Origin of the sequence: Bradyrhizobium sp. U531, assembly GCF_051710265.1 — a bacterium.
Classification (GTDB): domain Bacteria; phylum Pseudomonadota; class Alphaproteobacteria; order Rhizobiales; family Xanthobacteraceae; genus Bradyrhizobium.
The window spans coordinates 184,693-202,929 of sequence record NZ_JASVEN010000011.1 but is presented as its reverse complement, the minus strand read 5'-3'; the positions used below and the strand labels follow the sequence as shown (position 1 = coordinate 202,929).

Annotated in this window: 14 protein-coding genes; 2 read left to right on the top strand and 12 right to left on the bottom strand. The window is 63.8% G+C overall.

Going from position 1 to position 18,237, the window contains the following annotated elements; translation table 11 throughout:
- Window positions 1-22: 22 nt before the first annotated feature.
- From QRQ56_RS34350 to QRQ56_RS34315, 8 genes are all read right to left on the bottom strand, one after another.
- Complete coding sequence (locus QRQ56_RS34350) at window positions 23-829, bottom strand: enoyl-CoA hydratase/isomerase family protein (RefSeq protein WP_438745875.1); 807 nt, start codon at window positions 827-829, stop codon at window positions 23-25.
- Window positions 830-859: 30 nt separating this feature from the next.
- Entirely contained in the window at window positions 860-2,404 is a 1,545-nt protein-coding gene (locus QRQ56_RS34345; RefSeq protein WP_438745874.1) for an AMP-binding protein, read from the bottom strand.
- Window positions 2,397-2,915: a (2Fe-2S)-binding protein gene (locus tag QRQ56_RS34340; protein WP_438745873.1), complete on the bottom strand. Its 519-nt coding sequence runs from the start codon at window positions 2,913-2,915 to the stop codon at window positions 2,397-2,399. The genes QRQ56_RS34345 and QRQ56_RS34340 overlap by 8 nt, the downstream gene beginning before the upstream one ends.
- A complete protein-coding gene (locus QRQ56_RS34335; RefSeq protein WP_438745872.1) occupies window positions 2,912-3,727 on the bottom strand; it encodes an FAD binding domain-containing protein in 816 nt (271 codons plus the stop codon). Before QRQ56_RS34335 ends, QRQ56_RS34340 begins: the two co-directional genes overlap by 4 nt.
- Window positions 3,724-6,738 carry a xanthine dehydrogenase family protein molybdopterin-binding subunit gene (locus QRQ56_RS34330; protein ID WP_438745870.1) on the bottom strand — a complete coding sequence of 1,005 codons (3,015 nt, stop codon included), beginning with the start codon at window positions 6,736-6,738 and terminating at the stop codon, window positions 3,724-3,726. Before QRQ56_RS34330 ends, QRQ56_RS34335 begins: the two co-directional genes overlap by 4 nt.
- Window positions 6,739-6,881: 143 nt before the next feature.
- Window positions 6,882-7,721, bottom strand: a complete 840-nt coding sequence (locus QRQ56_RS34325; RefSeq protein WP_438745868.1) for a helix-turn-helix transcriptional regulator — start codon at window positions 7,719-7,721, stop codon at window positions 6,882-6,884.
- A gap of 123 nt (window positions 7,722-7,844) precedes the next feature.
- Window positions 7,845-9,266 (bottom strand): UbiD family decarboxylase, encoded by a 1,422-nt coding sequence (locus tag QRQ56_RS34320; RefSeq protein ID WP_438745867.1) that lies wholly within the window; start codon window positions 9,264-9,266, stop codon window positions 7,845-7,847.
- Between the two features lie 23 nt (window positions 9,267-9,289).
- Window positions 9,290-9,910, bottom strand: a complete 621-nt coding sequence (locus tag QRQ56_RS34315; protein ID WP_438745866.1) for a UbiX family flavin prenyltransferase — start codon at window positions 9,908-9,910, stop codon at window positions 9,290-9,292.
- A gap of 158 nt (window positions 9,911-10,068) precedes the next feature.
- On the opposite strand from QRQ56_RS34315, the gene QRQ56_RS34310 reads away from it, so the two are divergent.
- Complete coding sequence (locus QRQ56_RS34310) at window positions 10,069-11,043, top strand: LysR family transcriptional regulator (protein WP_438745924.1); 975 nt, start codon at window positions 10,069-10,071, stop codon at window positions 11,041-11,043.
- Window positions 11,044-11,500: 457 nt separating this feature from the next.
- Entirely contained in the window at window positions 11,501-12,541 is a 1,041-nt protein-coding gene (locus QRQ56_RS34305) for a Bug family tripartite tricarboxylate transporter substrate binding protein (RefSeq protein WP_438745865.1), read from the top strand.
- Between the two features lie 448 nt (window positions 12,542-12,989).
- Here QRQ56_RS34305 and QRQ56_RS34300 read toward each other — a convergent pair whose 3' ends face one another.
- From QRQ56_RS34300 to virB10, 4 genes are read right to left on the bottom strand one after another with little or no spacing between them, the layout of a single operon-like run.
- The gene (locus QRQ56_RS34300; protein WP_438745863.1) at window positions 12,990-14,162 is read right to left on the bottom strand and encodes an LPD7 domain-containing protein; all 1,173 of its coding nucleotides are present in this window, start codon (window positions 14,160-14,162) and stop codon (window positions 12,990-12,992) included.
- Complete coding sequence (locus QRQ56_RS34295; protein WP_438745861.1) at window positions 14,146-16,074, bottom strand: type IV secretory system conjugative DNA transfer family protein; 1,929 nt, start codon at window positions 16,072-16,074, stop codon at window positions 14,146-14,148. Before QRQ56_RS34295 ends, QRQ56_RS34300 begins: the two co-directional genes overlap by 17 nt.
- Window positions 16,058-17,089, bottom strand: coding sequence for a P-type DNA transfer ATPase VirB11 (gene virB11 / locus QRQ56_RS34290; protein WP_438745860.1), 1,032 nt, complete (start codon window positions 17,087-17,089; stop codon window positions 16,058-16,060). The genes QRQ56_RS34295 and virB11 overlap by 17 nt, the downstream gene beginning before the upstream one ends.
- Window positions 17,086-18,231 (bottom strand): type IV secretion system protein VirB10, encoded by a 1,146-nt coding sequence (gene virB10 / locus QRQ56_RS34285; RefSeq protein ID WP_438745858.1) that lies wholly within the window; start codon window positions 18,229-18,231, stop codon window positions 17,086-17,088. The genes virB11 and virB10 overlap by 4 nt, the downstream gene beginning before the upstream one ends.
- Window positions 18,232-18,237 lie beyond the last annotated feature (6 nt).

Here is an 18,237-nt window from a genome sequence, read left to right as displayed (position 1 = left end):
CCGGGTCACGTCCGTTCCTGGCTTATAGCCCCGTAAATTTCGGAGCACGTTTGGTGTTGAAAGCCTCGACACCTTCTTTGAAGTCCGCCGATTGGCGCAGACGGCTATAGCAATGGCCCTCAAGTTCGATCGCGATGGCCAGCGTCGAATCCTCGGTGTCGTTCAGGAGCTTCTTGGCCGTGCGCTGCGCCAAGGGCGAGAAGGTGCGAAGCTCGTCGACGAGTTTGTCGGTAGCCTTTTCGAGATCGGCATCGGGTACGCATTCGGTCGCAATGCCCCATTCCAGCGCTTGCTTCGCTGAGATACGTCTGGAGCGCATCACGATGTCCTTCGTGCGGGTGATGCCGACCATTTTCTGCAAGCGCGCCGAGCCGCCGGATCCGGGGATCTGGCCGAGCTTCTGCTCGGGTAGCGCGTATTGAGTGGTCTCCGACGCGATGCGGAAGTCGCAGGCCAGCGACAGCTCGAAGCCCACGCCGAAGCAATAGCCGCGGTTCGCGACGATCACGGGCTTGGCACAGCGCGCGGGCGCGGCGATGTTCCAGGCAAGCTTGGAGACGTGCTCGGGGCTCGCCTCCATGAAGCCGCCGATATTGCCGCCGCTGGAGAAGTGCTCGCCCTCGCCACGCACCACGATGACTCGCACGCGCGGATCCTCGTCCAGCGTCTCGAAGGTCAGGCGGAGCTGGTCGCGCTGCGGCATCGCCACGACATTGTAGGGCGGACGGCCCAGAATGATATCGGCCCGCTCATGCGCCTCGTCGATCTCGACCTTGAACCCGTCGAGCTTGGCGAGCCGGGGATCGACGAATGTATAGGGTGACCGCATCGGTGCTTTCCTTCTGTTAAAGAGTGATGATCAGGCGACGTCAGATGGCGGCACGCGCTCGGCCTCATATGCTCCGGCAACGAGCAGGCGCCGCAGCAACTTGCCGACCGGCGACCTGGGAATTGCGTCGACAAAGACGTAGCGGCGCGGCCGCTTGAAATTGGCAAGGCCCGAGGTGCGGCAGAACTGCTCCAGCTCGACCTCGGAGACCGCGCGATTGCGCTTGACGAAGGCGGCGACGATCTTGCCCCATTTTTCGTCGGCGACGCCGACCACCGCGACCTCGTCGACCCCGGGGTGCAGTGACAAGCAGCTCTCGATCTCGACCGGCGAGACGTTCTCGCCGCCGGTGATGATCATGTCGTCGACGCGGCCGGTGACGAAGAGGTCCCCGTCGGGATCGACGTAGCCGGTGTCGCCGGTAAAGTACCAGCCCTCGCGCAGCGACTTGGCGTCGGCTTCGGGACGCCGCCAGTAGCCTTCGAAGGACTCGTCGCCTTTGAGCGTCGCGATGATCTCGCCCTCCTCCCCGACCGCGGCAAGATCCGCAATCGAGCGCGCGCCGATGCGGACGACCTTGACGTGCTGGTTCAACCCCGCTTTGCCGGCCGAGCCGGGCTTTGCCGCCGCGTTCTGGTCGATCGTAAACGTGTAGATCTCGGAGCTGCCGTAATGGTTGACGAACAGGTTTGGCTTGAACGCCTCGTTCAGCTTCTTGAGCAGGCCATCGGTCATCGATGCGCCGGCGAAGCCGAGCTTGCGCACGCTGGAGACGTCGGTTTGGGCGAAGGCGTCGTGATGGACGAGGTCGTGATAGAGAGTCGGCACCAGATAGAGGTTGGTGATTTTGTCCTGCTCGATCAGCGCCAGCGCCTGTCGACTGTCGTAGCGCGGCAGGCAGATGAAGCTGCCGCCGATCAGCGACATCGCCAGCAGCGAGCGGACGCCCATGGTGTGATAGAGCGGCATGACGCCGAGGGTGCGCTCGCCGCGGCCGTAGAGGTTTTGCGCGACATGGGCGATCGCGGCGGCGCGCTCAGCGCGGTGCCTTCGCGGCACGCCCTTCGGCCGCGAGGTCGTGCCCGAGGTGTAGAGCATGATCGACCAGGCATCGGCGCCGACCCGCGGCTCGGCGTCCGGCGCGCCGTCCTTGATCAGATCGGCAAAGCTGGTCGCATTTCCCGTCCCGGGATCGACGGAGACGCGCAGCAGCTTGCCTGCCAGCGCCGAGCCCTGCACCGCCTCGGCGGAAATGTCCTGATAGACAATCGCGCAGGCTTCGGCGTTCTCGATGCAGTAATCGAGCTCGTCGGCCTTGGCGCGCCAGTTGATCGGCGTGATCACGAGGCCGGCGAACTGGCAGGCCCAGTGCAGCGTCGCGGCGTCCCAGCGGTTTTGCAGCAGCGTGACGACATGATCGCCGGGCTTAAGACCAAGGCGGTCGAGCGAGACCACCAGCGCGGAGATCTTGTCGTACCATTCCCGATAGGTCAGGCGGAGATCGCCGTCGACCAGGGCAATGGCATGGGGATCGCGCGCGACGCTGGCCATGAAGCTGCTGGCGAGATCAAGCATCTGACGTCTCTTTTTTCGATGAAGCAAGCTCTGCGGCGGCTTCAAGCGCCGCCTGGATGATCGGGGTGTAGCCGGTGCAGCGGCAGATATGCCCGCTGAGGAGATCGCGGATCTCGGCCTCGGTCGACGCCGGGTTACCGGCGAGATAATGGTCGAGCGACATCAAGATGCCGGCGGTGCAGAAACCGCACTGGAGCGCGTGGTGGCGGCGAAACGCCTGCTGCAGCACGCCGAGCCGATCGGCTGAGGGCGCGAGCCCTTCGACTGTCCTGAGATCGCAACCATCGACCTGTGCGGCGAGCGTCAGGCAGGACCGCGTCAGCATGCCGTCGACGACGACGGTGCAGGCGCCGCAGACGCCGTGCTCGCAGCCGACATGGGTGCCGGTTGCACCGAGCTGGTGACGCAGGAAATCGGAGAGCAGCATGCGCGGCTCGGCCTCGCCCTCGACGGGTTTGCCGTTGAGCGAGAAACGAACTGCATGGCGCTGATCTGCCTTGAGACGTGTCATTGCAGCACCTCGCTGATCAGATCGCGGCCGATCGTGCGCACGAGGTCGCGGCGGTAGCGCGCGGTGGCGTGGACGTCGTCGCGGGCGCCAAGCTCGTACGCGAAGGCGTTCAGGGCATCGTCGAGCGCACTGCCCTCCAGACGCGGCCAGTCACGGGCGGTCGGCACGTCGGCGACGCCGCCGACAGCGAGACGCACGCCCGTCGGAGTTTTCATTGCCGCGCAGGCAACGATCGCGAAATCGCCGTGACGGCGGGCGACCTCGCGAAAGGCGACGCGCGCTCCGTTGATCACGGGCAGCGAGATGCCTTCGATGAGCTCATCGTCGTCGCGCGCGGTGAGCATCATGCCGGCGAAAAACTCCTTGGCTGCGACACGGCGGCGACGCTTTGCGCTGCGCAACAACACTTCGCCACCGAGCGCGACCAGCACGAGTGGCATCTCGGCGCTGGGATCGGCATGCGCAAGCGAGCCGCAGATGGTGCCGCGGCTGCGGGTCTGCATGTGCCCGACCCAGGGCAACGCCAGCGCCACCAGCGGCAGCGCCTCGGCAAGCTCCGGCCAAGCCAGCAGATCGGCCTGGCGTACGCCGGCGCCGATCACGACAGCATCGCCCTTCCGCTCGATCCGGCGAAGTTCCTTGAGCCGCATGATGTCGATCAGCAGCTTTGGCCTGGCGAGCCGCATGTTGAGCATCGCCATCAACGATTGGCCGCCGGCGAGCACGCGGGCGTCGCCGCCTTGCTGGGCCAGTCCGTGGAGGACGTCGCCGATGCTCTCGGCACGCAGATAGTCGAATGCTGGCGGTTTCATCGGTGCCCCCCGAACAGGCCGGCCGCCACCTTCGCCAGCAGCGCCGACAGCGAAATGCCGCCGTCCGACGATCCGCCCCCGCCGGCCTTTAGCGCGAGCGCAGTGAAGAACTGGCCGATGATCACGCGCGTCGCACCATCCAGCAGACGGCCGCCGATGCTCGCGACCTTGCCGCCGATGGCGGCGTCATAGCTGTAAGTCAGCTTGGTGCCGCCGCTGCCGTCGGGCGCGAGCGTGATGCGCCCCTCCGCACTGCCGAAGCCGAGCGCGCCGGTAGCGCCGCCGCGCAGGGTCACCGCACGCGGCGGATCGAGATCGAACAGCTCGACATCGGCGCGATAGCGCCCGGAGACGGGGCCGATGCCGAGCGTCACGTCGGCGCGGAAATGCGTGTTCGTGATCTTGTCGACGCGCTGGCAGCCGGGAATGACGGATTGCAGCGTGGCGGGATCGAGCAGCATCGCCCAGACCTGTTCGGGCGCTGCCTTCACCGAGGCCTGCCCCTCGCCGCGCAGCCGCCGGTCGCCTTCACGCACGGGCGCAGCGGTCGCACTACCTGCCGGCGGCGGCGGCTCGGCGCCACGCACGAGCTCGGCCAGCCGCGCGGGCACCATTGGCAGCGTGAAATCGGCAACACCGAGCGCGTCCGCGACCGCGTTGGCAAGGCAGACCGGCGTCGACATGCAATTGCCCTCGCCGACGCCTTTTGCGCCGAGCGGCGTGAACGGCGACGGCGTCTCTATGTGGAAGATTTCGGGCTCCGGCACCTCTGTAGTGGTCGGCAGCAGATAGTCGGCCAGCGTTCCCGTCAGGAAGCTGCCGTCCTCGGCATAGGCATATTCCTCATAGAGCGCGGCGCCGAGCGCCTGGGCAAAGCCGCCGCGAATCTGGCCGTTGACCATGCCGGGATGCAAGATGGTGCCGCAATCGTGCATGGTGACGTAGCGGTCGATCCGCGTCTCCAGCGTGACGGGGTCGATCTCGACGCTGCAGAAGTCGAAGATGAAACCGTGGCAGAGCGAGGAGTTGATGCGGTCGTCCTCGTCGGGCGGCGTCAGCTCCGGCGGCGTCCAGAACACCGTCTCGCGGATGGTCTGGCCGGCATCGTCAGGCAGCGAGCCCGGCGACCAGTGGCTGAGGGCTGCGACGCGCGAGAACGCGATCCGGTTCTCCGGATTGTGCTTTGAGCCGACGAAGCCCTTTGCGAACACGATGTCCGCGGCTTCGACATTGAGCTGACTGGCGGCGATGCGAGCGAGACGGCCGGCGACGCGCTCGGCCGCGAGCTTTGCGGTGCCGGCGACTGCCGCGGCAAAACGGCTGGCGTAATTGCCCGACGCGATCGACCAGGCGTCCTTGGCCGTGTCGATCTCGGCGTTGACGCGAATGTCCTTTGGCTGGAGCCCAAAGACATCGGCCACGACCTGCGACAGCACCGTGCGATGGCCCTGCCCCTGCGGCACGGAGGCGACATGAACGGTCACGCTGCCGACCGGATCGAGCCCGACCGTTGCCGTCGCCTGCGCGCCGTTCTTCGGCCCGGCCTTGCGGCGCTCGGCCGCCGTCAGCACGGTCGTGATGTAGCCCATGTTGGAGACGCTGGGCTCGACCACGGCCGCAAAGCCGATGCCGTAGAGGCGACCCTGCGCCCGCGCCGCGTCGCGCTTCACCTGCAGTTCGGCGAGACGGCCCTGCGCGACCGCACGCGCGACTGCTTCCTGATAGTTGCCGGAATCGAGCAGTGCGCCCGTCGCGGTGCGATAGGGAAACGCGCCTGAAACAATCAGATTGCGCTTGATCAGGGCGAGCGGATCGAGGCCAAGGGCGATTGCGATCCGCTGAACCAATCGCTCCAGCGCGAAATACACCTGGGGTCCGCCAAAGCCGCGGTTGAGGCCGGTTGGCGTCTTGTTGGTGACGACGACGCGGTTGCGGATCTTGACGTGGCGGATGTCGTAGGCGCCGGTCATATTGCCGTGCATGCGGTAGAGTGTCGCCGGCTCGGGCGCGCGCAGATGCGCGCCGCAATCCTCGACCTGGTCCCAGTCGAGCGCGAGGATCTTTCCGTCGGCTGCGACCGCCGCCGCCAAGGTCGTCGCGCGGTTGGTCGCCGACACCGAAGCCGTGAGATGCTCGAGCCGATCCTCGATCCATTTCACCGGCCGGCCCGTGATGCGCGCCGCAGCCGCGATCAGCACGATGTAGGGAAACACGCCCTGCTTGACGCCAAAGCTGCCGCCGGAGTCCGGCGGCGTGCGCAGCCGCAACCTATTGCCCGGCACTTTCAGCGCGCGTGCAATGACCGTGTGGATGCTGAACGGACCCTGGAAATTGGCGAGCACCTCGTACGCATCCTCGCCGGCATCATGCGAGGCAACGACGCCGTAGGTCTCGATTGGCGTGCAGGAGTTGCGGGGATAGCGGATATCGATGGAGAAGCGATGCGCCGCCTCCGCAAAAGCCTTCTCGGGATCGCCGTAGCGGAAGGCACGTTCACTGGCGAGATTGCCGAGAAAGCCGTCATGCAGCACGGGCGCCCCCGAAGCGAGCGCGCCGAGCGGATCGACCACGGCACCGCGCGGGCGATAGTCGACGTTGATCAGCTCCGCCGCATCTTCGGCGCGCGCGCGGTCGGTGGCCACGACCACGGCCACGGGCTCGCCGACATAGCGCACACGGTCCATTGCAATGGGCCAGCATTCGACCGGCGCCTTCACGCCGACGACGAGGGTTGTTGTAACCGCCTTGACGTCTTCGCCGGTCAGAACCGCAGCGACGCCCGGCAGACGTTTCGCGGCTTCAACATCGATCGAAAGGATATCGGCATGCGCGTGCGGCGAGCGCAAAATCGTTGCGTGCAGCGTGCCGGGCGCAACGCCGAGATCGTCGATGAAGCGGCCGCGACCAGAGAGCAGCGCGGCGTCCTCGACGCGCTCGATCGAACGCCCTACCCACGGCCTGTCGTCCCTCTGATCGACTGAATTCGCGGATTGAACCGCAGCCTGCACCATGTCCCGGCAACCCTCCCGACGCGCTCTTTGACGCGACGGTGCCAGATGTCAGGACTGGGGATGCGGGGGCCATACCGCCCGCTCTCACGACTTACCAAATCGTCTCATTCGCGCCTGTGCAGCGCAATATCAGCCCGCAGGAATCAACCCGCAAGGCGCGAGACGTTGCGAAATTCGCGCGGACTGACGCCGGCATGATCGCGGAAGAAGCGCGTGAAATGCGCGGGCTCCGGAAAACCAAACCGCTCGCTGAGTTCGCCGAGCGGCGTGTCCTCGCGCATCACGGCATCCAGCGCGCGCTCGATGCGGACGACGTTGAGATAGAGCTTTGGCGAGACGCCGAGCGAGGTCTCGAACAGGCGGAAGAATTGCGCGCGCGACAGGCCGGCCCCCTTCACGAACTGATCGACGTTGGCGTAGGAATCCTGTACCCGCATCGCGTCCATCGCGCGGCGGATGCGCCAGTCGCAGCTCACCGCGCTCATGCCGCGGATCGAGGTCGGAAAGCTGCGCCAGGGCGTGAAGCGCTCGATCACCGCGATCATCAGGTCGGACAGCGTCTGCTCGTGGGTGCGCACCGCATCCGGATTCGCCATCATTTCGGCCGCCAGATGCAGCGTCAGCTGACGGATCCGCGGCGACACCTCTCCAGACGGCCGCTCGAAAAAGCCCGGCGCACCGCTCGCGGCCCAGCCGGGGCGGAACTCCTTCAGCCATTCCGGCTCGATATAGAGCGCCATGATGAGGGTGCGCGGCCGATTGGCGTCATGCACGTAGGCGTGCGGCTTCCAGCCGTCGACGAGCACCGCGGCGGTGTCCGTCAGCGGCGTGACGTGGTCGCCGACCAGAAACTGGGTATCGGCGCCTTCGACCTTGAGCAGGACGTGACAGTGATGATGGGCGTGGCGGACCAGCGAACGGTCCATATCGAGCAGGGCGACCCTGCCGAAAGCGCCATGAGCGATGCGCAGGGCCGTCGACATCAGTTCCGTCCTCCCGGCATTGCGCCGCAAAATGATTGGTCGTTGGCGCGGCACTATAGGCAGCACCGGCTTCATATTCCAACCGCGCAAAAAGACGCAAGTTGCAGTTGGGCGGTAAGCGGCTCATGCACGCGTCTCCGCAAGAAGCCGCGCGACCGCGGCGCCGGGATCAGCTTGCAAGACGGTGGCGAGATCGACGTCCTCCTCGCCCTTGACACGGATGCGCTTGAAGGCGAGCTCGGGCGCGCTGACCGGCGCGGTCGCATCGAGGCCCATTTTGGCGCTGATGCCGTTGTCGGTGGTCGGATCGAGCTTCGAGCCGAGTGCGCCTGAGACGACCACGAGGTCGCGGTCGGCCTGGAAGCGCGTTGCCACCGCCCATTCGATCTCCTCGGACGAGGAGATGTCGACATCCTTGTCCACCACGATGACCTGCTTGATGTCGTAATGCGCGCCGAACGCACACATCATAATGTTCTTGGGCTCGCCGTCATTGGCCTTGTCGATCTTGATGGCGAGGTGATAGCGGCAGGTGCCGCCGCGCGTGAGGCGGACGTCGAGCACATTGGGGAAGCTGCGGCGCAGATGCTGGAGCAGCGTCGCCTCGCGCGGCACGCCGCCGAGGATCAGATGCTCGAAGCCGCCGCCAACGATGGTGTGGAAGATCGGATACTTGCGATGCGTGATCGCGTCGATCTCGATCACTTCGCGATTGGCGCGCGGGCCGTAATATTGAGGAAATTCGCCGAACGGCCCTTCCGGCTCGCGCACGCCTTGCAGAATGCGTCCTTCGATCACGATTTCGGCGTGCGCGGGAACGCGGACCGAATTGCTGCGGCACTTGACGACGTCCACGGGCGAGCCGAGCAGCGCGCCGGCGATGCCCATCTCATCCTCGTCCAGCGCGGCGATCGCCTGTGAAGCCAGCATCAAGGCCGGATGCGCGCCAATGACAATCGCGATCTCCAGCGCCTGGTCCAGCTCTTCGGCGAGGCGATAGTAAGAGAAGGTGTGCCGAGGCAACAGCAGCACGCCGATGCGGTTCTTGCCGGAGATCTGGCAGCGGTGGATCGAGACGTTCTGAACGCCTGTCCTGGGGTTGCGGGCGATCAACAAGCCCGCCGTAATGTAGGGCCCGCTGTCGCGCTCGTTATGCTTGGGCACCGGGAGTTGGCGCAGCAGGTCGACGTCTTCGTGCACGACCTCCTGCACCGGTCCACTCGGCACCTCACGTGTCGGCAGCGGATGGCTCGCGGCGGCCAGGAACCGCGGGAGCAACTGGTCCTCGGTCACTCCGATGGACTCGGCGACCCAGTCGCGGCCGGCAAAGAGATTGGCGACCACGGGAATCTCATGTCCGTCGGGGCGCGGAAACAGCACGGCGCTGTCGCACTCCAGCCGCTTGGCGATTGCGGCGAGCTCGTCTGCAAGCCCAATGCCCTCGCGCGCGATGGCGAGCTTGCCACGCTCGGCGAGGCAGGCGAGCCAGGTGCGCAGATCGGCGGGCGTCTTCGCAGCTGTCCTGGTTGGGGTTTGCATTTGCATGTGACTTTTCCTTAGGTCTCAGATCAGGGCGCGATCTTGCGCAGCGGCGACGAGCGGCGCTTGAGCGCCTCGTCCTCGCCCCACCGGCGCACCACGCCGATATCGATGTCGAAGAGATCGAGCACGCGGCCGACGGTGTGCTCGACCATGTCGTCGAGATTTTCCGGCTTGGCATAGAAGGCCGGCACCGGGGGCGCGATGATCGCGCCCATCTCGGACAGCGCCGTCATCGTCCTGAGATGCCCGGTGTGCAGCGGCGTCTCCCGCACCATCAGCACCAGCCGGCGGCGCTCCTTGAGCACGACGTCGGCGGCACGGGTCAAGAGCGTCGTGGTCACGCCCGAGGCGATCTCGGACATCGAGCGCATCGAGCACGGCGCCACGATCATGCCGGCGGTACGGAACGAGCCGCTCGAGATCGCCGAGGCCATGTCGTCGATCGCATGGCAGACATTGGCAAGCTCCCTCACCTCCGCGATCTTCAAATCCGTCTCATAGGCAAAGGTCAGCTCGGCCGTCTTCGACATCACTAGATGCGTTTCGACGCCGGCATTGCGCAAGAGCTGGAGCAGGCGCACGCCGTAGGTGACGCCGGAGGCGCCGGAAATGCCGATGATCATCCGCTTGGGCGTGGCGTCCTGCATACTTATGATTTCGCTCCCTGGGGCCATGCCCCTAGGCGACGAGACTAGGCAATCCCGTCCATCACCACAAATAATGATTGATTATATCGTGCATCATTTGGGATGATGGCGAGCGAGCTAGATCGCGAACCAAGGACACGCCCGTGGAACTCCGGCAGATGCAATATTTCCTGTGCCTGGCCGAGGAGAAGAACGTCACCCGGGCCGCGCGCCAGCTCAATATCGTGCAGCCGGCGCTGAGCATGCAGATCGCCAAGCTCGAGGCCGAGCTCGGCCAAAAACTGTTCGATCGCAGCGTCCAGGGCATGACGCTGACCAGCGCCGGCGAGGCGCTGGTGCGGCTGACCGCGCCAATCGTGCGCGATGCCGAGTATGCGCGGCAGGAGATGGCCCAGCTCGGCGGGCGCATCTCGGGCCGCGTCTCGGTCGGCCTCATCACCTCGGTGGCGCAAAGCACGATGGCGAGCTCGTCAGCGACTGTTGCGAGCCGCTATCCCGAGATCACACTGTCGGCCTGTGAGGGCTACACCGAGACGCTGGTCGACTGGGTGAACACCGGCCAGCTCGATTTCGCCCTGATCAACGTGCCGCGTCGAAAGACGCCGCTCGCAGCGCATCACATCATGGACGAGGAGATGGTGCTCGCCTGCCGCAAGGACAGCCCGATCAGGCCGCCCGCAAAGCTGCGCTTCGACCACATCGCGAAATTCGATCTGGTGCTGCCCTCGAAGCGCCACGGCCTGCGGCTGATCCTGGACGAGCACGCCGCCGCAATCGGCATCGACCTGCGGTCGCGGCTGGAGATCGACACCCTGCCCGCCCTCTGCGACGTGATCGCGACCACCGATTTCGCGACGGTGCTGCCGACCATTGCGCTCCGGCAATCGCTTGCGAGCGGCGCCATCCGGGCACATCGCTTCGACGAGCAGAGGATCGTGCGCTCGATTGCCTGGGTGCACCATCCGCGGCGAGCCGTGTCGGTTGCGGCCAAGGCGGTGCTGGATGTTATCAGTCACGATCTCGCGCAGGCTGCAACCGCGGCGAGAGATCTCGTGGAGCCGTATTCCGACGGCAAAAGCTCACCCTCCGACAAGGAAAGTCGGAAGCCGCGGAGGCGAGACGTTTTGAAGTGATTTCGATCTCACCGGCTTTGAGGCGTCGTCCTGTTCCGCGATGAAACACGTTCGGCATTATCGCAGCTCTCCGCAACAATTTGCAAGCGGTCGTGCGCTCGACATGCTCGAAACCGCCGATATCGCGGATGAGAGGCGGTGCTTGATGCGATAAGTCTTGGCGAGGCGCGAATGATCGCACGCAGCGCGGGCTGCGCCCATTTCTCGACCGCTAAAGGCCGAAATGCTGCGCCTCGCTGCAAACGGTGGCGCACTCGTCCTCAAACAGGATGTCGCGCGCCCCAGCGCAAAATGAGACGGGTTGGTAAGTTTTGAGACCAGCCGGCATGACGGCCGCATTCACGAGTTAACTAAGGTTCAAGCGCAGAAAATCGCGGCCTCGCGCTTATCTCGGAAGACTGTTGTCCGGACCGGTTCAGGGCTCGCAGAACGAGACAGTCGGGAGATCAAGTCCGAGATGACAAGGTTCGGTCGCAGCAAGATCAGGGACGGCGCTCAGTTGCAGAGCGGAGGACTTCGCCTCAACCGGAGATCACTGCTTTCGCTCGGCGGTGGCGCCCTGCTCGCCGCCAGCGGACTGCGTCCCGCACAAGCACTGGACTATCCGACCCGGCCGATTCAGGTTCTCGTGCCCTTTGCCGGGGGCAGCGCCAGCGATGTCATCACCCGCATCCTGCTCAACCGCATGTCGACGTCACTCGGACAGGCCTTCGTCGTCGACAATCGCCCCGGCGCCGGCGGCAATATCGGCACTGCGGCCGCGGCGCATGCTGCTCCGGACGGTTACACCTTGCTGACAGGCACGTCCGGGCCGCTGGCCGCGAACAAGTCGCTCTACAAGGAGCTTCCCTACGATCCGTTGAAGGATCTCGCCCCCATCGGCCTGTTCGCGACGCTGCCGAACGTCATCGTGATCAATTCGAGACTGTCGCCAAAATCGCTTAACGAGCTGATTGACTACGCCAAGGCCCATCCTCGCGAGTTGAACTACGGGACCGTCGGCATCGGTTCGTCCCAGCACCTCGCCGCCACTTATTTCGAGCAGCTCACAGGCACCGAGCTCACGCACGTTCCCTATCGCAATATCGCCGCGTACACGCCGGACTTCATCGCGGGTCAGGTCCCGCTCGGCTTCCAACTCCTGCCGAACGTCATCAGCTTGATCAAAAGCGGCGATGCTCGGGCGCTCGCGGTTGCCAGCGATAAGCGCATGTCCGCGCTGCCCGATGTTCCGACCGCGGCCGAGGCCGGCCTGACGAACTACGCGAGCGCTGCGTGGCTAGCGCTGCTCGCGCCCGCGAGCACAAGCCAGCCAGTGATCGACAAGCTCTATGCCGCGACGGTCGAAGCCGTGAACGATCCGAAAGTGCGTGCCCTTTTCGTCGAGCAGGGCGCCGAGCCGCTCGTGATGGATCCGCAGGAGCTGAAGAATTTTATAGCCTCGGAAACCGCGAAATGGGCAGGGATTATCAAGAAGATCGGCATCGAGCCGATGTAACTCCTAGGCTTTTGGCCCGCTTGGCGAACGGCGAAAGGCCAGCTCGGCCCGTGGGCGACTCCAAGTTAGCTGATGACCCAGCGCTCGGTATGCAGCACCGCTCTCTGTGGTTCACGCTCCGCCGGACATCAAGCGATCCGGCACCGGCGTGCGGCAGGGCAGCCAATATCGCGTGAGTGCCGAGACTATCGTAGGGCAAACACGCCGACGTGGACACCCTGACTTCCCTTACCCGCTGATGGAAGTGTCAGCCGACCCACGCTTCCAATATTCCGTTGTCGCGCCAAATGATCCTGTGCCTCATGCGCGCAAGTCGGGGTATTTGGCGGAGAAAAAAGAGGACCGGGAAATGCTATCGAAGTGTGTCAAGTCATTGTCCGGGCTTAAGCGCGGTGGCGTCAGCCGCCTACCGGTCGGACTCTTGGCTGCGCGACGGATGATTGAGCGCTTAGCGCTCTCGCTCGCGCAATCTGGTACGTTCGCCGCTTTGGTTCTGGAGAGGTCCCTCCTTCGGGCGGGCGGATTGTTCATGGCGGTCGCGGACAGGCTCAATGACTGTCGCTCGCGCAAACGATTGCCCGTTTTCCAGATGCTGGGCTATGCGCTCCTTCGCGAAGGCCATAATGCTCTGGCGAGCATTCTCATCGTTCGGAAGAGCGCGTTCGACAACCTTGTTGATGGCGACAATCTGGGATTGGACCGCGAGCAGGTTGGAATCATGCACTGCTGCAGGTCGGTCTGCACCGCGTTCCTCCACCGTCACATTCCATATGTTGCGCCACATCTGGCGCCGTTCAACACTAGCGATACCTGTCTCGGGGTCGACGGACTTGATCGCCCTGATGACGGGTTCAACGCCATCCCTTCGCAGAGAGATACGGTCGCCCGGCGTCGCGCCACTATCTGCGACGTCCGGCACAACGCCGACGCCCCACACTTGATGTCGCCGGCCATCATCCAGTTCGATGGCCGCATAAGTTGACGGCTCCGCGTCGGGGCGGTTGCGATACGGGCCAAAACCGACCTCCATCAGACGTCCGGAAACGCCCTTGTCGTAATCGAGCGTATCCGCCTGCACTGACCTGTCGGAGGCCGAGCGGGCCTTGGCATCATTGGTCCGGGCGTGGGCTCGATCCGATGCGGTTCGTCGGTCAGCGAGCGCCTGGCGATCAAGCTCGTTTGGCTGATAGCCCTGTACCTCCATTCCGCGCGCGCTGGCCTCGAGCCATGCCTCGCGCCGGAACTCGACGGAACCACGGACGTGCAGTGCTTCCCACTGGCGATGGTGTGCGACGCTGACCATGTCCCGGATCACTTCGGCGGCAGCTATGCGGGTGACCAGGCGATCGCCAGTAACCTTGAACGCGAGGTACTCTTTCCGCTCGTCGGCATAGAGCCGCGCTTCGCGGTCGGATCCATCCTTCTCGGAGCCACTGGCCAACACGTAATATTTCCGGCGGATACGGTCTGGGAACGCACTATCGGCGACCTCCGCGGATGAAGGCTGGTTGGCGGCTGTCGCCCTGGACTCGTCTTCCCCCTTTTCTCCGGCGGAAGCGCGCCCCGCGCGACGTTGCCGCTCCAGGCTGAATTCCTCGCTCGCGTCATGCCTGTCGTTCATGATGCCCACCCTTCTGCTTGCGGCCGCTCCGCCGGGTCGGCGGAACGACCTGAGCGTCGATGTACTTCAGGGTCCAGGCTTTCAGGTCTTCTTCGGAGAGACCTTCAAGGTCGACATCTACGTTACCGAAATCGAAACTGGCATCGTCAGGAATCGTTGATGGATTGGCCACCTCCTCGTCGGTCATCGGTCGAGATCGGAATATCGCACGAAGTTCAGCGACTTCGGAGCGAAGCTCTTTGATTTCAGCGTCGATCAACGCATTCGAAAGCGTCCTCGGCATCGCCTGAACCGGCGCCGGCAACAGTCGTTGCAGAAAGGCCTTATCTTTGTAGTAGATGAGCTTATCGGCGATCAGCGGTGGAATCGCAGTGCCCAGGATGAATGCCTTGGACCTTGGCAGAAGCTTCAGCTCCTGGGGCAGCATCAGAGCGCGCCGATGTTCCGATACCGTTTGACTCGTTGATCGTGCTGAGAAGCCTTTTGGTCCACTGTGGCTGCGCGCCTTGACCGTATCATAGCCAATACGTTCTGAAAGCTCGTTTGCGACGTCTTGCTCCTTCGGAGCGAACACGACCTCAACAGCATGGTTTGTCATGAAGTTGCGGGCGACGTCGGCGCCGTAGATCGCGCGAAGCTGCGCCGGGCTCTGGACGACGGTCAGAAGCCGGATCCCGTACCCAGCAACGAATGCGACCGATTTCGCCAAAACGTTGACATTGCCGAGCGCTGGGAATTCGTCAAGCAAGAGCAGAATCTTGCGATTGAGCTTCGGGTTATGTTCCGGCAGCTCACGGGTGTTGAGATCAACGACCTGCTGAAAAAACAGGTTCAGAAGAGGTGCCATGCGCTCGAGATTGTCGGGCGTGACGCCGAGATAGATTGACATCGGTTGTTGCCGCAGCTCGCGCAAATCGAAATCATTGGCTGATGTCGCGGTATCGATGCGAGGGTTGAGCCACAGGCCAAGTCTTGCTGTCACGGTCTTGCGCACCGAGTTCATGGTGTTTTCGGAAGCCGCAAGGAAGTCGTTCAAAGCGGTGATGCAGGAGCGTGACAAAGGGGAGCTGCTCGATCGTCGTGCAGCGATGATCTTCTCAAAATGCGATTTGAGATCGGGCACAGCGGAGAGCTGGTGCAGGATCTCGCCGATGGTCAGAGGTAGCCCAGGGGTTTCCGCAATGTAACCTCCGATCGCCACAAATGCTGTCCGCGCCGCTTCAAACCAGAATGGATCGCCGCGGCTCTCGGCCGGAAACAGCATGACCGCGATGCGCTGTAGATCATCATAGAGGTCGGCGGGATCGCTACGCACGTAGCCGAGCGGGTTGTACCTTGCAGTCCATCCGTTTTCGTCGAGTGGGTCGAACAGGTGGACTGTTTGCCCGTGGGCAGCGCGGAAGCCCGCCGATTTTTGCCAGTTCTCCTTCTTGACATCGAGCACGACAACCGAATCCGCCCAATTCAGCAGGTTCGGAATGACATAGCCGACCCCTTTGCCGGCCCGGGTCGGTGCATAGACCAAAACGTGTTCCGATCCACCGAAGCAAAGCATCGCACCGTCCTTGCGGCCGAGCAGAATGCCCTCCTTCGACCGGAGACCCGCACCCTTGATCTCGCGCTCGGACGCGAAACGTGCCTTGCCGTGAAGCGGCAAGGGACGCTGCCGGAGGAGGATACCGAGCAGGCCGAAGACCGCGATCGTGCCGGCGAGAGTTGAGAGCGTCAGCCAGCGGTCGAACCGTGGATCGGTGCCGTAGCGGGGCCAGCCGCTCGCGATCTCGAACCAATGAAATCCGCCGTCGTGAACTCTGAGCCCGAGCAGTAGCACGTTTGAGGCGACCAGCAGAAAGAGCGCCCCGGCGCAAAGCGCGAGCGCTGTGCCACGCGCGGCTTTAACGGGCGTGATCACGTTTGCGTATCGGATCATAGTAGATCTCAGAGATGCGATAGCGACCATCACGCTTTTGCATTTGAACGACGACATCGACCAGGTGCAGCAGCAGCGAACGGATGTCGTCGCGATGAAGGTCTCGTCCTTCGGCACTCTCTTTCACCAAAAGGGTCAACTGTTCGAAGGCAAGCCGCGCGCTATCGGCGTGAACCGTCGTGATCGATCCCGGATGCCCCGAATTGACGTTCCTGAGATAGAAGAAGGCCGTGCCGTCCCGCAGTTCCTGCAACAGGATCCGGTCTGGCCTCATGCGTAGCGTCGATTCCAGAAGCTGGCGGGGGCCGATCTTGGCAACGCCCTGCCCGTCTTTGGCATAGAGCAGCCGGACGGAATTCTCGTGGGGGATAACCAGCTCGATGGTGTCTTCAATAGTGATCAGCCGTTCATGCGCTGGGATCGCCGCAATCAATGCTTTGGAGAGGGTCGTCTTTCCCGATCCGGTCGCTCCCGAGATGAGAATGTTGCGGCGTGTCTTTACGGCAAGCTCCAGGAATTCACGCCAGAGGCCGGCTTCCTTCAGAGCGAGCAATCGATGCTCATCAGGATGAAGTTCGTCACCGGCTAATCGGACCTCGTCAAATAATCTTGTCCGCTCAAGAGCGGCCAAGTTCATGGTGAGTTTCGACGGCTTGCGAATCGTGAGACTGACCTGACCGGCCGGGACGGCCGGCGGCACCACGATCTGGCAGCGCTCTTCGCCGATCAGACTTGTCGACACCACGGGAAATTCGGGTCCGATGTCCTGGCGCGTATGTCCGGCAGCCGCTGTTGCGAGGTGTGAAAGGTAGGCATATGTGAGAGCTGCTTCCGTGTGGCAGGTCCAGCCCTCGGGACCTTCCACGAAGACTTCACCGGGACGGTTGATGACGATCTCGGTCAGGGACTCGTCAGCCAGATATCGGTTCAGCGGCTCGAGATAACGAGTCAGGACTAAACGACCGCCAATCTGCTCGGTCGATGCGATCTGCGTCATTCCGTGACCTCGGCGGGCCCGACGGCAGCGCCACCGACGGTGCGGTCGAAGATTTGGCTGCGCGTCTCAATTCGCTTCAGTTGATAGACCGACGAGAAATCAAGGTCCCGCGCGACAAAGATATTGACCAATTCGCCCTGGTTCTTGTTCAGCGTGGGTGGAATGTTGATCGATTGTTCGACGGCAATGCTGGCGGCAGTATTTGCTGAGCCAGTAGTATTGTTGATCTGAATCGAGCTGTCCTGGAGCTGCTGTCGCCCAATCGAACCGGCATCGCCCACGATCGACAGCAGCAGTGCTGATCCAAATCGCTCCCAGAAATGCGTGTCGATATCGCCGTCAAAGCCGGCCCGACCGAGCGCATCCGTGGCCGGTGAGGCGAGCGCGACGATGACGCCCGTCGGTGTCTTGGCCCGCGACCACAGCACGAACATGCGTTTCGATCCGCGCCTGACATTGCCGCGGTATTCGCCGACCACCTGAGTACCCTTCTCCATGAGCACCACATTCCCGGAATCGGAGATGACATCGCGCATCACGACGCAGGACACGAAGCCCGCGACGTCTGACGACATGGCCGTCTCCAGCACACATGGGATCGACGTGCCCTGTGTGACCAGGAGGTTGCGGTTGGGAAGCCGTGCGGCGCGGACGCCTTCGATCGCCGTAGGCTTGAGCTTGTCGGCAAGCTCATTCGGCGGCTCGGCCCGTCCGAAAGCATAGGGATCGGCAGCACCAGTCTCCATCGGGCCGCTGCGGGCTAAACGGCCGGCGGAGATGGGCCGGTTATAGGCCAGGACCGGCGCACGGCGCGCGCTTTCGAGCATCTGATCTAGTACGGGCGGGGCAATGGTTGGTGGGGCCGCGGTGGGTGCAGCCGGGACGGAAGCTGTGGTCAGTGGTGCGGCCGATGCTTCCGTGGCCGGCTCGAACGCCGCGGCTTGGCGGATCATCAGCTTGCGCGCGGACTCAGCTACCGGCTTATCGCCCTTCCACGTGCTCCATATGATGAGAAAGGCGAATGCGGTGAGCCCGAGTGCGCCAAACCCGCGCTTGAGCATCGTCGCCCGCATGTGGTCGGCACGGCCGACCGGCGTGATGCCGCGATCGCCATCGATTGTTTCGTTGTTGAGCTCGGTCATTTGGGT